General features: G+C 73.1%; 13 protein-coding genes. 5 read left to right on the plus strand and 8 right to left on the minus strand.

Features of this window, described 5'->3' with window-relative positions:
- Window positions 1-50: 50 nt before the first annotated feature.
- Complete coding sequence (locus MMF93_RS31485; protein ID WP_242756562.1) at window positions 51-686, minus strand: response regulator; 636 nt, start codon at window positions 684-686, stop codon at window positions 51-53.
- Window positions 683-1,888 (minus strand): sensor histidine kinase, encoded by a 1,206-nt coding sequence (locus tag MMF93_RS31490; RefSeq protein WP_242756563.1) that lies wholly within the window; start codon window positions 1,886-1,888, stop codon window positions 683-685. The genes MMF93_RS31485 and MMF93_RS31490 overlap by 4 nt, the downstream gene beginning before the upstream one ends.
- Before the next feature lie 170 nt (window positions 1,889-2,058).
- Between MMF93_RS31490 and MMF93_RS31495 the strand changes: the two genes are divergently transcribed.
- From MMF93_RS31495 to MMF93_RS31505, 3 genes are all read left to right on the plus strand, one after another.
- Complete coding sequence (locus MMF93_RS31495; RefSeq protein ID WP_242756564.1) at window positions 2,059-3,150, plus strand: ABC transporter permease; 1,092 nt, start codon at window positions 2,059-2,061, stop codon at window positions 3,148-3,150.
- Window positions 3,147-3,830 carry an ABC transporter ATP-binding protein gene (locus MMF93_RS31500; RefSeq protein WP_242756565.1) on the plus strand — a complete coding sequence of 228 codons (684 nt, stop codon included), beginning with the start codon at window positions 3,147-3,149 and terminating at the stop codon, window positions 3,828-3,830. The genes MMF93_RS31495 and MMF93_RS31500 overlap by 4 nt, the downstream gene beginning before the upstream one ends.
- Window positions 3,831-4,061: 231 nt before the next feature.
- Window positions 4,062-4,595 (plus strand): nitroreductase family protein, encoded by a 534-nt coding sequence (locus MMF93_RS31505; protein ID WP_242756566.1) that lies wholly within the window; start codon window positions 4,062-4,064, stop codon window positions 4,593-4,595.
- Here MMF93_RS31505 and MMF93_RS31510 read toward each other — a convergent pair.
- The 4 genes from MMF93_RS31510 to MMF93_RS31525 form a co-directional block, all read right to left on the minus strand.
- A complete protein-coding gene (locus MMF93_RS31510) occupies window positions 4,539-5,801 on the minus strand; it encodes a hypothetical protein (RefSeq protein WP_242756567.1) in 1,263 nt (420 codons plus the stop codon). The genes MMF93_RS31505 and MMF93_RS31510 overlap by 57 nt on opposite strands.
- A gap of 73 nt (window positions 5,802-5,874) precedes the next feature.
- On the minus strand, window positions 5,875-7,143 hold the full coding sequence (locus tag MMF93_RS31515; protein WP_242756568.1) for an enolase C-terminal domain-like protein: 1,269 nt from the start codon (window positions 7,141-7,143) through the stop codon (window positions 5,875-5,877).
- 5 nt (window positions 7,144-7,148) lie between these two features.
- Window positions 7,149-8,081, minus strand: a complete 933-nt coding sequence (locus MMF93_RS31520) for a 5-dehydro-4-deoxyglucarate dehydratase (RefSeq protein ID WP_242756569.1) — start codon at window positions 8,079-8,081, stop codon at window positions 7,149-7,151.
- A gap of 118 nt (window positions 8,082-8,199) precedes the next feature.
- Complete coding sequence (locus MMF93_RS31525) at window positions 8,200-9,714, minus strand: sodium:solute symporter family protein (RefSeq protein ID WP_242756570.1); 1,515 nt, start codon at window positions 9,712-9,714, stop codon at window positions 8,200-8,202.
- A gap of 192 nt (window positions 9,715-9,906) precedes the next feature.
- Here MMF93_RS31525 and MMF93_RS31530 point away from each other — a divergent pair, with 192 nt between their 5' ends.
- A complete protein-coding gene (locus MMF93_RS31530) occupies window positions 9,907-10,731 on the plus strand; it encodes an IclR family transcriptional regulator (RefSeq protein WP_242756571.1) in 825 nt (274 codons plus the stop codon).
- A 165-nt stretch (window positions 10,732-10,896) separates the two neighbouring features.
- Window positions 10,897-11,721 (plus strand): NAD-dependent epimerase/dehydratase family protein, encoded by an 825-nt coding sequence (locus tag MMF93_RS31535; RefSeq protein WP_242756572.1) that lies wholly within the window; start codon window positions 10,897-10,899, stop codon window positions 11,719-11,721.
- Window positions 11,722-11,737: 16 nt separating this feature from the next.
- Here the strand turns inward: MMF93_RS31535 and MMF93_RS31540 are convergent, their stop codons facing one another.
- A complete protein-coding gene (locus MMF93_RS31540; protein WP_242756573.1) occupies window positions 11,738-13,069 on the minus strand; it encodes a geranylgeranyl reductase family protein in 1,332 nt (443 codons plus the stop codon).
- Window positions 13,066-13,800 carry a demethylmenaquinone methyltransferase gene (locus tag MMF93_RS31545; RefSeq protein ID WP_242756574.1) on the minus strand — a complete coding sequence of 245 codons (735 nt, stop codon included), beginning with the start codon at window positions 13,798-13,800 and terminating at the stop codon, window positions 13,066-13,068. Before MMF93_RS31545 ends, MMF93_RS31540 begins: the two co-directional genes overlap by 4 nt.
- Between the last annotated feature and the right edge of the window lie 18 nt (window positions 13,801-13,818).

The following is a 13,818-nucleotide window of genomic DNA, read 5'->3' on the forward strand; positions in this document are numbered from 1 at the left end:
CCGGAAGCGGAGCCTGAGCGGGCGGGGTGCGTCCCGCCGGGCGGTGCGGTTCAGCGGCGGATGAGGCCGAGGTTGGCAGCGGCGGCCACGGCGGCGGTGCGGGAGTCGACGTCCAGCTTGGCGTAGATGCGCGCCAGATGGGACTTGACGGTCCCCTCGGTGAGGTGGAGCCGCCTGCCGATGCGCTGGTTGGACAGCCCTTCGGCGACCAGGCTGAGGACCTCGGTCTCGCGCTGGGTGAGAGAGCTGCCGGGGGTGCGCATCCGTTGCATGATCCGTTCGGCGACGGCCGGGGCGAGCGCGGTGCGGCCCGCGGCAGCCGTCCGTACCGCGTCGGCGAGATCCTCGGGCGGGGCGTCCTTGAGGAGGTAGCCGGTGGCGCCCGCCTCGATGGCGGGCAGGGTGTCGGCGTCGGTGCCGTACGTGGTGACGACGAGGACCCTGGGGGCGCTGGGTCGGGCCGTGATCGCCGCGGTGGCCGCCGCGCCCGTCATCCCCGGACCGAACTGCAGATCCATCAGGACGACGTCGATCCCGCCCTCGGCGGCGCGGGCGACCGCGTCCTCGGCGGTGGCGGCCTCGGCGGCGACGACGAAGTCCGGTTCGGTCTCCAGGACGGCGCGCAGACCGGCCCGCACCACGGGGTGGTCGTCGGCGAGCAGCAGGCGGATGGGGCTGTCGGTCATCGGTGCGCCTCGTCCTCGCGGGGGGATGCGGTGTCGGTGGGGAGCTGGGCGGCCAGGGCGGTGCCGTGCCCGGGGGTGGACTCGACGATGAGGGTGCCGCCGAGCGCGTGCAGGCGTGCGCGCATGGCAGGCAGCCCGAAGCCGCCCGCGCCGGCGCCGGAGGCGGGTGTCTCCAGCGGGTCGAAGCCGATCCCGTCGTCCACGATGTCCACGGCGACGCGGTCTCCGAGGTAGCTGAGGGTGACCTCGGCGCGGCCGGCCCGGGCGTGGCGGGTCGTGTTCGACAGTGCCGACTGGGCGATCCGCAGCAGCGCGACCTCGTGCGGGGTGGGCAGCGGCACGGGCCGGCCCGTGAGGTGGAAGCGCACCGTCAGCGGGTGGCGGGTCGAGGTGGTGGCACACAGCCGTTCGAGCGCCCCGGCCAGCGTGCCACCCTCCAGCGCGGGCGGGGCCAGCGCGGCGACGAAGCGGCGGGCCTCGGCGAGATTGTCCACGGCGGCCTGGCGGGCCTGACCGACATAGCCGACGGCGGCCTCCGCCTGACCCGGCAGCGCCCGCTCGGCCGCGCGCAGGAGCAGCTGGATGCTGGAGAGCCCCTGGGCGAGGGTGTCGTGGATCTCCCGGGCGAGACGTTCGCGCTCTTCCAGCACGCCCGCCGTGTGCTGGGCGGCGGCCAGGTCGGCCCGGGTGGCGGTCAGCTCCTCGATCAACTGCCGGCGCCGTTCGCTCTCGCGGTACAGGGCCTGGTAGCCCCACACCACGGCCACCGCCACCGCGGCTCCCAGCGCGGGGCCGATCGCGACCGCCGCTGTGAGACCCCCCTGGTGCCCCGCGAAGGCGCCGACCGCGGCCGCGGTGGTGGCGGCGACCGCGAGCAGCCCGGCGCGCCGGGACAGCAGATGGAGCTGGAGGAAGAACAGCGGGAAGGCCAGATAGACCGCGTCGGCGGCCAGCACCAGCAGCACCAGCCACACGGCGCCCACGACGGCCAGCCACCCGGCGGCCGCCCAGCGGGACCGGCTGAACACCGGCAGGAGCGGTCCCGCCGCGTACACCAGACCGAGCACGGCCGCCACGGCGATGACGGCCACCGCGTCCGCGCCGTCGGCCACGGCGCGGACGGCGGTCAGCGCGAGAAGGCCGAGGACGAGCAGGTGCAGGCACCAGGTCAGGGCCCGGGTGGTGGGGGTCAGCTCATTCACGATCACTCCAGCCTACGAACATCGCCCGCCCGCGGCCTCTGTCGAAAGAGGGAACCGGGCCGCCACCTTTCGCCTCGCGAAGTGGGGTCCTGCGCGCGATGCCCCACGGGTGGGGGAGCGGCGAGCGTGGAGACCTCCTCGATTCCACCGTACGAAGGGCAGCTGAAGACGTGTTTGTCGCCTGGAGGGACCTCCGGTTCGCCAAGGGGCGGTTCGCCCTGATGGGTACCGTGATCGTGCTCATCACCCTGCTGGTCGGACTGCTGTCGGGACTGACCGCCGGGCTGGGACAGCAGAACATCTCCGCGATCACCGGCCTGTCCGCCGACAGGATCGCCTTCGACGCGCCCGGCGACGGCAAGGACCTGTCCTACTCCGACTCCACCGTCACCCGCGACCAGTGGCGCGCGTGGGCCGACGCGCCCGGTGTCACCAGCGCGGAGCCGCTGGGCATCACCACCACCAAGGCCACGGCGGGCAAGGCGAGCGCCGGTGTCTCCGCCTTCGGCGTCCAGCCCGGCTCCTCGCTGGCCCCCGACAGCACCAGGATCGACGACCACTCGGCCGTGCTGTCCACCACGGCGGCCGAGGAACTCGGCACGAAGAAGGGCGAGACCTTCTCCCTCGCCGGGCACGAGCTGACCGTCTCCGCCGTGCGGGGTGAGGCCTCCTTCAGCCACACCCCGGTCGTCTACACCAGCCTGCGGACCTGGCAGCGGATCGCTCCGCCCACCGCGGAGCAGACCGACACCCCCACGGCCACCGTCGTCGCCCTGCACACCGACTCCGGTGCGGATGTCCAGGCCGTCGACCAGCAGGCCGGCACCAAGACGGTCTCGCGGGACGACTCGCTGTCCGCGATCGGCTCCTACACCTCGGAGAACGGCTCGCTGCAACTGATGCGCGGCTTCCTCTTCGCCATCTCGGCGCTGGTCATCGGTGCCTTCTTCACCGTGTGGACCATCCAGCGCAGCGGCGACGTCGCCGTCTTGAAGGCCCTCGGCGCCTCCACGGGCAACCTCCTGCGCGACGCGCTCGGCCAAGCCCTCGTCCTGCTGACCGGCGGCACGCTGATCGGCACCACCCTCGCGGCCGCTGTCGGCGCCGCGGCCTCCGGCTCCGCCGTGCCGTTCTCCCTCACACCCGCCACCGTGCTCGTCCCCGCGGCCGTGATGATCGCGCTCGGCGCGCTCGGTGCCGCCCTGTCCATCCGCCGCATCACCTCCGTCGACCCGCTGACCGCCCTGGGGAGCGCCCGATGAGCCTGCACCTGAACGACGTCACCCTCACCTACCCCGACGGGGACGGCCGCCTGACCGCACTCGACCGCGTCAGCATGCACGTGCCGGAGGGCAGCCTCACCGCGGTCGTCGGCCCCTCGGGCTCCGGCAAGTCCAGCCTGCTGGCCGTCGCCGCCACCCTCATCACACCCGACTCGGGAACGGTCACCGTCGACGGCACCACCACCGCGGGGATGAGCCGCGGCGCACTGACCGAGCTGCGTCGGCACAAGATCGGCATCGTCTTCCAGCAGCCCAACCTGCTGCCGTCCCTCACCGCCGCCGAACAGCTCCAGGTGATGGCGCAGCTCGACGGCCGCTCCCCTGGCAAGGCCCGCTCCAGGGCCAGGGAACTGCTCGACGCCGTCGGCCTGGCCGACCAGGCAAACCGCCGCCCCCACCAGCTGTCCGGCGGCCAGCGCCAGCGCGTCAACATCGCGCGCGCCCTGGTCAACGAGCCGACCGTGCTCCTTGTCGACGAGCCGACCAGCGCCCTCGACCACGAGCGCGGCGCCGCGGTCATCGACCTGATCACCCGGCTCACCCACCGGCAGGCGACCGCCACCGTGCTGGTCACGCACGACCGGGCCCACCTGGGCGCCGTGGACCGGATCGCCGAGGTGCACGACGGGCGACTCGGCACGCCCGCCCCGGCCGACTGACCGCCGCACGGCGTCCCCTCCGGGCAGGCTGACCGCCACGCGAGGCGCCCCTGCCGACCGACCGCCGCACGGTGCGTCCCCGCCGGCCGCCGCTTCGGCCAGGCACGGCGGGAGCCCCGCGGCCCACGCCCGGAGGCGCTCTGAGAGCATCTACGCGAAGACGGACACCGTCGGCTCGCCCCTGCGCCGGCCGGCGGTCGCCCACCGCCCCAGGCACGCACGGAGGGAACAGTGAGGGATACGCCTTCGCCCTCCGCCGTCCCGGCGCTGACGACGATGCGGGCGACCCGGTGGTTCACCGGCGCGCCTGTCACCGACGACGAGCTGCGCCAGGTACTGGAGGCGGGCCGGTGGACCGGGTCCGCGCGCAATCGGCAGCCGTGGCGGTTCGTCGTCGTGCGCAGCCGCCTCGTGCGGCGAAGGCTCGCCGAACTCGGCTCCTACGCGGGCCACCTGGCGGCAGCCCCCCTGGTGATCGCGCTGGCCGTCGACGAGGTGGCGGGAGGCGAGGACGCCCAGTTCGACGCGGGCCGCGCCGCGCAGAACATGATGCTCGCCGCCCACCTCCAGGGCCTGGGGAGCTGCCCCGCGTCCTTCTTCCCCGCCGCGCACGCCGACGAGGCCGGCACCGCGTGCGGGGTCGCGCACCCCTGGCGGGTCCGCACCGCCCTCTCCCTCGGGCACCCCGCGCCCAAGCCCCCCGGCACCTCAGCGATCCCCACCGGACGGCTGCCGCTGAGCGAGCTCGTCAGGTGGGTCACCTGAGCCGCCCCGCGGCCGTGTCGCGGCGCCGGGGGCCGGGGTGCGCCCGCCTGCCGCGTCGCATGCGGCCCGCAGAGCACCGAAGCGGGCGGGGCCGGCCAGCCCGAGGTGGTAGAGGTGCAGTTCGGCGGCGCCGGCCTCGGCCAGTGCCGAGACGTAGGAGCCGGTGTCCGGCACGGGATCTGCCGCCACCGCGGTGACGTAGCTGCCGACGGCCACCCGCTCGGGGAGTGCGGCGCGGGCCGCGGCGACGGCTCGCGTACTCGCGCGGGTGGGCGCCCAGTTCTGGAGGACGACGGCGTCGGTCTCGGCGGGCGCCGCCGGTGTGAGACCGGGCAGGGCGCCGGTGGCCCACGGGTCCATGGATCCGTGCAGGACGGTACGGACACCCCGCGGGACACGCTCCAGCACCGCCCGGCGCAGCGCGTCACTCGAAGCCTGCCGGGTGGCCAGGAGCGCCTCCCGCATGCCGGTGGGCAGCCCGTCGTCGGTGAGGGCGAGGTCTCCCGCACCGATCAGCTCACGCACGCCTGTGCGGATGCGGGCGCGGACGGCGGCGGGCTCGAAGCCGCGCTCCGTCCAGCCCGCCGCGCAGTCCGCGCAGCAGCAGACCGACAGCAGCCGTGCGACGGCCGGAGCCCACACGCCGTCGGTCTTCTCGTGCTGGTGCTGGTGGACTGCGCCGAGCGGCCCGCACGCCTCCAGGATCACCGAGGACAGGTCGAGGTCGCGGACCGCTTCGGCGGTCACCGTGGCGGCGTAGGTCCGCACAGCGGGCCTCGAAGGACACAGCGCCCACGGATAGACCTCGCCGAAGCAGTTGTGCACGGCGGCGGAGGGGTGGGCCTCGCCGAGCCGGGAGTTGTGGGTGAGCACGACCCATCCGGCCGCCGCGATCCCGGCCTCGCCCAGCGCGCGGACGGCCTCACCGCCGCCGTCCGCGTCGCTCCCGGTTCGCGCCCACCGCGGCCACGCCGGGGCCGCCGGCGTCAGCGCGGCCCCCTGCCAGACGTGCGGGCGCAGCGGACGGTACAGGGCCGCGTGCCGGGCCACGACCGAGGTGCCGTGCGGCGACCACGGCGTCGCCGCACGCGTGCTGTGGTACGCCAGCGCCACCGCGACCTCGTCCAGCCCCAGCGCGCTCGCCCGGGCGGTGAAGTCCGGATCGCCGAGGACGTCCCAGGGGTAGGCGTATCCCGTCACCTTCATCACGAGGCGGCCCTTTCTGCACGGCCGGGCGGGACGCCCGGCACCCATACGGTCACGGTGGGCGGGGTCCCGTTCACCACCGGGCGACGTTCGGTGCGAAGCCGGGGACGTACCGCCGCATGTAGGCGGTGTCGTCGCGCTTGGTGAGCCCGCACCGCACGTAGTTCTCGTGGGCCCTCGCCAGCGCGTCCGGGTCGATCTCGACGCCGAGCCCCGGGGTCTGCGGCACCCGCACGGCGCCGTCGCGGAACTCCAGCGCGCCCGGCGCGATGACGTCCGCCGTCTTCCACGGCCAGTGGGTGTCACAGGCGTAGGTCAGGTGCGGGGTGGCGGCGGCGACGTGCACCATCGCGGCGAGGCTGATGCCCAGGTGGCTGTTGGAGTGCATGGACAGGCCGACGCCGAAGCTCTCACACGTCGTGGACAGTGCCTGTGCGGCGCGCAGCCCGCCCCAGAAGTGGTGGTCGGTCAGCAGGACACCGACCGCCCGGGCCCGGAAGGCCGGTTCGATGTCGTCGACGCCGACCAGGCACATGTTGGTGGCAAGGGGCATGGGTGCCGCGTCGGCGACCCGCGCCATGCCCTCGATTCCCGGCGTGGGGTCCTCCAGGTACTCCAGGACGCCGTCGAGTTCCCTCGCCACCTCGACGGCTGTCGCGGGTGTCCACGCGGCGTTGGGGTCGAGGCGCACGGGCGCGCCGGGGAAGGCGTCGGCCAGCGCCTGGACCGCCTCGCTCTCCTGCTCGGGCGCGAAGACGCCGCCCTTGAGCTTGAGCGAACGGAAGCCGTACTCCGCGACCATGTGGCGCGCCGAGGCGAGTAGGTGCTCAGGTGTACGGATCTCACCCCAGTGATCGGCCTCCGTTCCCCGGCCGGCGTCGCGGTGTGCGCCGTACTTGTAGAAGAGGTAGGCGGAGAACTCGACGCTCGTGCGGGCCGCCCCGCCGAGCAGGTCGGTGACCGGGCGGCCCAGACAGTGACCCTGTGCGTCCAGGCAGGCCACCTCGAAGAGGGAGAAGACGCTGGAGAGGGTCTTGCGCAGGGAGAACCCGCCGATCAGGCCGTGCTCGTCGGTGAGCACGGTACCGGCGAGGGCGCGGGCCACTGTCCTGCGCAGCCCCGGCAGGTCGAACACGTCGTGTCCGGCGAGCAGCGGGAGCACTTTGCGCACCTCGCCGAGGAACGCGGCGTCGCCGTAGGACTCGCCCAGCCCGACCACGCCGTCCTCGCAGCGCAGTTGGACCACGCTGCGCAGGGCGAACGGCTCGTGCACCCCCATCACGTTCAGCAGCGGGGGGTCGGCGAACGCGACCGGTGTCAGTACCGCTTCGAGGATCCTCACGGCGGTCACAGTCCCTTCAGGACGCGGTATCCGTTCTCGACGAGCTGCCGCAGTCGCTCGATCTGCTCCTCGGTCGGGTCGGCCAGGGGCGGCCGTACCGGGCCCGTCACGTCACCCCGCAGCCGCGCCGCCGCCTTGACCAGGGAGACCGCGAAACCGGGCGCTTCGTCCCGCAGGGCCACGAAAGGAAGGTAGAACCCCCGCAGCAGAGCCTGGGTGACGGCGCTGTCGCCCTCGGCCAGCGCGCGGTGGAAGCGGTGGGCGATCTCCGGGGCGAAGCAGTGCACCGCCGAGGAGTAGCGAGTGACGCCGATGGCGCTGTACGCGTGTGCGGACACCTCGGCGGTCGGCAGCCCGTTGAAGAACCAGAAGCGCTCGGCCCGCCGGGTGCCGACCGACCGTACGGCCGTGACGATGCGGTGCATGAGCTCGACGTCGCCGAAGCCGTCCTTGAGGCCGACCACCGAGGGGACGTCGAGCAGGGACACCGCGGCCGCCTCGGTGAACACCCCGGTGGAGCGGTGGTAGACGATCACGGGGATCGACGTGTCCGCCACGGCGTACCTGACGAAGTCCACCAGGCCCTCAGGCGGCCCCGAGACCAGGTAAGGCGGCAGGAGCAGCACGCCGTCGGCCCCGCCGTCGGCCGCGGCGGCGACCGCCGCGCGGGCGGCGGCCGCTCCGCCTCCCGCCCCCACCCACACGGGCACGCGCCCGCGCACCACCTCGCGCGCCCGCGTCAGTACCGCGGCGTGCTCGGCGGGCGCGAGCGAGCTGAACTCGCCCGTCCCGCAGGCCACGAACAACGCGCCGGCTCCCGCCTCGACGTGTCGTTCCACGTTCTGGGCGAAGGCGTCCAGGTCGAGGGAGAGGGTGTCGGAGAAGGGAGTGAGAGGGAATGCCAGGAGCCCTTCGAGCGGGGCCGGGGGCTGTGCCATCGGTTCCTGCTCCTTTCGTGGACGAGGAGGGGCCGCGAGCCGGGGCGCCGTACGGGGCCTGCCGGGCAGCGCGGGACGTGTCGGGCCGCATCGGGGGCCGCGTCGCCGCGGGGGCGGGTCAGGCCGGAAGGCGGGTCTCCTCCGGGCCCGGCTCCGCTGTGCCGGGTGTGTCGTCGTCTCCCAGGACCTCCATGAGCTCTTCGGCGGTGTCGCTGCGCTCGGGAGCGAGGGCACCGAGGCCCGCGTACAGCACGAGGGACACCAGCACCGGCGTGGCCACCAGCCAGGTCTGTGAGGTGTCGATGACGTAGTAGACGAGCCCGTAGCCGAGGAGTCCGCCCGCCCAGGAGGTGAGGGCGGCGCGCGGGCCGCAGCGCCGGAACCAGGGGAGCATGCCGAGCAGCAGCGGGATGGAGATCGGACCCATCAGTGCCGCCACCCAGTTGACGACGAGTTGGAGCACGCCGCCGAGGTTCTGGGCCTGCGTGGCGACGGCCATGGTCAGCACGACGAAGGAGACCGTCGTCACGCGCGCCGCGAGGAGACCTTGCGGCGGGGTCCACTCCCGTGCCTTGCGGTACATCACCGGGATCATGTCGCGGGTGATGACGGCGGAGATCGCGTTGGCGTCTGAGGAGACCATCGCCATGGTGTGCGAGAAGATGCCGGCCAGTACGAGGCCGATGAGCCCGGGCGGCAGGAACGTGGTCGTCATGATCGCGTAGGAGTTGTCGGGGTGGTCGACGCCGGGGACGAGCAGCGGAGCGGCGAACATCGGGAACATCAGCACCAGGGGCCACAGCAGGTAGAGCGCGGCCGAGAGCCGGGCGCTCCGCCGGGCCGCGTGGGTGTCGGGCGCGGCCATGTAGCGCTGCGCCAGGTTCCACATGCCCCCGTTGTACTCCAGGGTCTTCACCAGGACGTAGACCATCAGGAAGAGGCCCGTGTACTTCGGCGTCGTCGGGTCGACGTGTCCCGCGGGGAGCTTGTCCCACATCGTCCACAGCGCCGAGACACCGCCGAGCTTGCCGAGCACGACGACGAGCATCACGATCGCGGCGACCGCCTGGATGATGAACTGGCCCAGTTCCGTCAGGGCGTCGGCCCACAGCCCGCCGACCGTGCAGTAGAAGAGCGTGATCACGCCGGTGACGAGGATGCCGACGTTGTAGTCGATCCCGGCGAAGACGTGCAGCAGGGTGGCGACCGCGAACCACTTCGCGGCGATGTCGAAGATCTTCAGCAGGCTGCCGCTCCAGGCCAGTGCCTGCTGGGTGGTCACGTTGTACCGCATGGCCAGGTACTCGAGCGGGGAGGCGACGCCCAGTTTCGAGCGCAGCCGGTTCCAGCGCGCCGCGAACAGCCAGCTGCCGATGCCGACGCCCACCCCGATGCTGGCGAAGCCCCAGAAGTAGACCGTGACACCTGTGGTGTAGGCGACCGAGGCGTAGGCGACGAACAGCACCGCGCTGTAGCCGGACATGTGGTGCGAGATGCCGGCCAGCCACCACGGCATGCGTCCGCCCGCGGTGAAGAAGTCCTTCACGTTCCCGACTCTTTTGTGCGACCACCAGCCGATGAGGACCATCAGCCCGAAGTACGCACACATCACTGTCCAGTCAAACGAGTGCACCTCTCTGGCTCCCCTCCGTGTCCATCATCACGATGTGTTTCACGTACATGAATGCCATCTCACGTGCCGACTTGGTTCACTGGTATGAATTTGTTCGGGGAACGTAATATGGTCGCTCCAGCGCGTCAACGGTCCCGACGCACCACCGCGGAGTCGGCCGTACGGGCGCCAACGGGACGAGGAGGGGCACGAATGCTGCGGCATGACGACGCGTCAGCAGCGGACGGCGCGGCACAGGCGGGCGCGACGTCCACCGAACCGCCCGGAGTCAAGTCCGCCTGGCGGACGGTGGAACTCCTGGAGGCGTTCGCCGCGGGAGACGTCTGGCTCTCCCTGTCGGACCTGCACGCCAGCACCGGCTTCCCCCGCTCCAGCCTGCACGGACTGCTGCGCACGCTGCTCGACGCCGGCTGGCTCGAACAGGACGGCAGCACCACCCGCTACCGGCTCGGCATCCGCGCCCTGAAGTGCGGAACCGCCTACCTGGACCGGGACGCCGTCGTCCCGTTCGCCACCGAGGTACTGGAACAGGTCCGCGAACAGACCGGCTACACCGCCCACTTCGCCCGGCGCAACGGCGACGAGGTCGTCTACCTGGAGACCCGCGAGGCCCAGCGCTCCACCCACCTGGTCTCCCGCGTGGGTCGCTCCCTGCCCGTCCACGCCACCGCGCTGGGCAAAGCCCTCCTCGCCGAGCTGACCCACGACGAGGTCGAAGCCCTCCTGCCCGCGACGCTGCCCGCCCTCACGCCCCGGACCCTCACCTCGCGAGAGGCGCTGCACTCCGCGTGCGCCAGCTCCAGGGAGCTCGGATACGCCTCGGAGAACGAGGAGGGCACGCCCGGCATCCGCTGCGTCGCCGCCGTGATCCCGTACCGCATCCCGGGCACCGACGCGATCAGCTGCTCCATGCCCGTGGACCAGACCGACGACGCGGAGACCAGGCGGGTCGGCGAGCTGCTGGCCGAAGCCACCGCACAGCTCGCCCACCGCCTGCGTCGCGAAGGCATCCGCTGACACGCCCGGTCCCCTCCCGCACCGCTCCGCCGCACAGAACGAGATACCTCGCAGACCGAGACGCCTGACCGAACGAGGCACCTCGCGGACCGAGACGCCTGACCGAACGAGGCACCTCGCAGACCGAGACGCCTCACCGTCCGAGACGCGCCAGAGGAGACCGAGATGAACGACCAGCGCGTGCTGATCACCGGAGCGGCCGGCACGGTCGGCACCCTGATGCGCCCCCGACTGCGCCGCCCGGGGCGCGTGCTGCGCCTCCTGGACCTCGCCCCGCAGACCCCGGCCGAACCGGACGAGGCGGTGGAACTGCTGACCGGCTCGGTCACCGACGCCGAGGCGATGAAGAGCGCCTGCCAGGAGGTCGACGCCCTGATCCACCTGGGCGGCCTCAGCAGGGAAAACACCTGGGAGGCGACGTGCGACGTCAACATCGGCGGCACACACACCGTGCTCGACGCCGCGCGTGAGGCCCAGGTGCCCCGGGTCGTCCTGGCCTCCAGCAACCACGCCGTCGGCTTCCGCACCACGGACGAGGGCGGTGCCGCCGGGCTGCCGGCGGACTCCTCACCGCGCCCTGACACCTACTACGGCGTCAGCAAGGCCGCGATCGAGGCCCTGGGCAGCCTCTACCACTCGCGCTTCGGGATGGACGTCACCGCCATCCGGATCGGCTCGTGTTTCGAGACGCCGCTTCCGCTGGGCGAACGCGGCCTGTCCACCTGGCTGTCCCCCGACGACTGCGCGCGTCTCCTCGAAGCGTGCCTGGCCACGACCACCCCGGGATACCGCCTGATCTGGGGCGTCTCGGACAACGCGCGCCGCACCTTCTCGATGGCCGAGGCCGAGGCTCTCGGCTACACCTCGCAGGACGACGCCGAGGTCTACGCGCCGCGCCTGGGGGCACCGCCCGCGCCCGACGGCACCCTCGCGGAACTGGTCGGCGGCTCGTTCTGCACGGCGCCACTGGGGCACCACAACCCGCTGTGACGGCGGGGCCGTTCACTCAGCCCGGCACCCGGGACCGGCTCCGCCGGAGCGACGGCGCACCCGCGAACCGGCCGGCGTGGTCGGCGGGTGAGGGCGTCACCCGGATCAGCGCGTTGACGAGGTGGTCCATCGCATCGGTGCCCGGCCTGTCGGTGAGGTTGGAGAGCAGCCGCACCATGAAACGCATGGCGGCGGGGGACCGCACGGCGTTCTGCGTGACCAGTGACGTGAAGGCGGGCCGCGCCATCAGCGCCGAGAAGCCGCGCCCGAGGCGGTAGTACCGGCCCAGCCGGTGCGCCATCTGGGCCGGATAGTGCTCCAGCGCCCGCTCCCGGGCGGGGCCCGCCGGGCGGGCCAGCGCCTGGCCTGCCACGTCGGCGGCCAGTTCGGCCGACTCCATGGCGTAGGTGATGCCCTCGCCGTTGCACGGATTGACCATGCCGCCCGCGTCGCCGATCAGCACGAGCCCGTCGCGGTAGTGAGGGAGGCGGTTGAACCCCATGGGCAGGGCCGCGCCGCGCAGGGGGCCATCCGCGTTACCGTCCTCGCGCAGCCCCCACGCGGCCGGGGTGCGGGCCAGCCACGTCTCCAGCAGCCGCCGCGTCTGCATGGAGCCGGTGCGGGAGTCGTTGAGGACGCCGAGGCCGACGTTGACCCTCCCGTCGCCCAGGGGGAAGATCCAGCTGTATCCGGGGAGGATCCGGCCGTCCTCGCGGCGCAGGTCGAGCCAGGACTCCAGGTACGGGTCCAGGTGCTTGGCCTGGCTGCGGAAGTAGCGTCGCACCGCCGTGCCCACAGGGCGCTTCTTGAGCCGCTCGATACCCAGGGAAACGGCGAGACGCCCGGCGACACCGTCCGCCGCGATCACCAGCGGAGCGGTGAAGTCGCGCTCCCGCCCTTCGGGTCCGGTCGTCGTCACGCCCACGACGCGCCCGGCGCGGTCCAGCAGCGGCGCGGTCACCTTCGTGCGGGTGTGCAGGCGGGCCCCCGCGGCTTCGGCGTGCCGGGCGAGAAGCTGGTCGAAGTCCTCGCGCGTGCGGGTGAGCCCGTACGCGGGAAAGGCGCTGCTCTCGGGCCAGTCGAGCTCCAGGGTCCGGCCCCGGGAGACGAACCGCAGCCCGCGGTTGCGCATCCAGCCGGGCGCCGAGGTGTCGATGCCCATCCGCACCAGTTGGCGTACGGCCCGGGGTGTCAGGCCGTCGCCGCAGACCTTCTCGCGGGGGAACTCGGACTTCTCCACGAGGGCCACGGACAGACCCTGGCGGGCCAGGTGCCAGGCGGCGGTGGAGCCGCCCGGGCCCGCGCCCACGACGATCACCTGCGCCTGCTCCGCCGCCGGCCGGCTCACGCGCCGGCCACCTGGGACAGCGGCGCTGTGCCGGGTGCGGCGCGGGCCGGGCGGACCGCGCGGTGCAGGGCGGCGATGCCGCCGGTGAGGTTGCGCCACGAGACGCGGGACCAGCCGCTGCCGGCGATCACCGCGGCGAGAGCGGGCTGGTCGTACCAGGCGCGGATGGTGTCGGCGAGGTAGGTGTAGGCGTCCGGGTTGCTGGAGACCCGGCGGGCGATCCGCGGCAGACCCCCCATCAGGTACCGCAGGTACACGGTGCGGAACGGCTCCCAGGTCGGATGGCTGAACTCGCAGACCACGAGCCGCCCGCCGGGCCGCACCACCCGGGCCATCTCGCGGAGCGCGGCGGCGGGGTCCACGACGTTGCGCAGCCCGAACATGATGGTCGCCGCGTCGAACGAGGCGTCCTCGAAGGGCAGGGAGAGCGCGTCCCCCACGCGGAGTGTGACGGGCCGGTGCGCGCCCTGGCCGACCATCCCGGGCGAGCGGTCGATCCCGACGACGGCGGCGCCCGAGCGGGCGAGGGCTTCGGTGGAGACGCCGGTACCGCAGGCGACGTCCAGGCAGCGCTCTCCGGGCCGCAGGCCCAGCGCCTCGCGGGTACGGGCCCGCCACGTCCTGTCCGCGCCGGCGGACAGCAGGGTGTTGGTCAGGTCGTAGCGCCGCGCCGCCTGGTCGAACATCGCGGACACGGCGTCGGGTTGCTTGGCGAGAGTCGCCCTCGGCATCGCTGCTCCTGGAAAAAC

Source organism: Streptomyces tubbatahanensis (assembly GCF_022699385.1).
Taxonomy (GTDB): domain Bacteria; phylum Actinomycetota; class Actinomycetes; order Streptomycetales; family Streptomycetaceae; genus Streptomyces; species Streptomyces diacarni.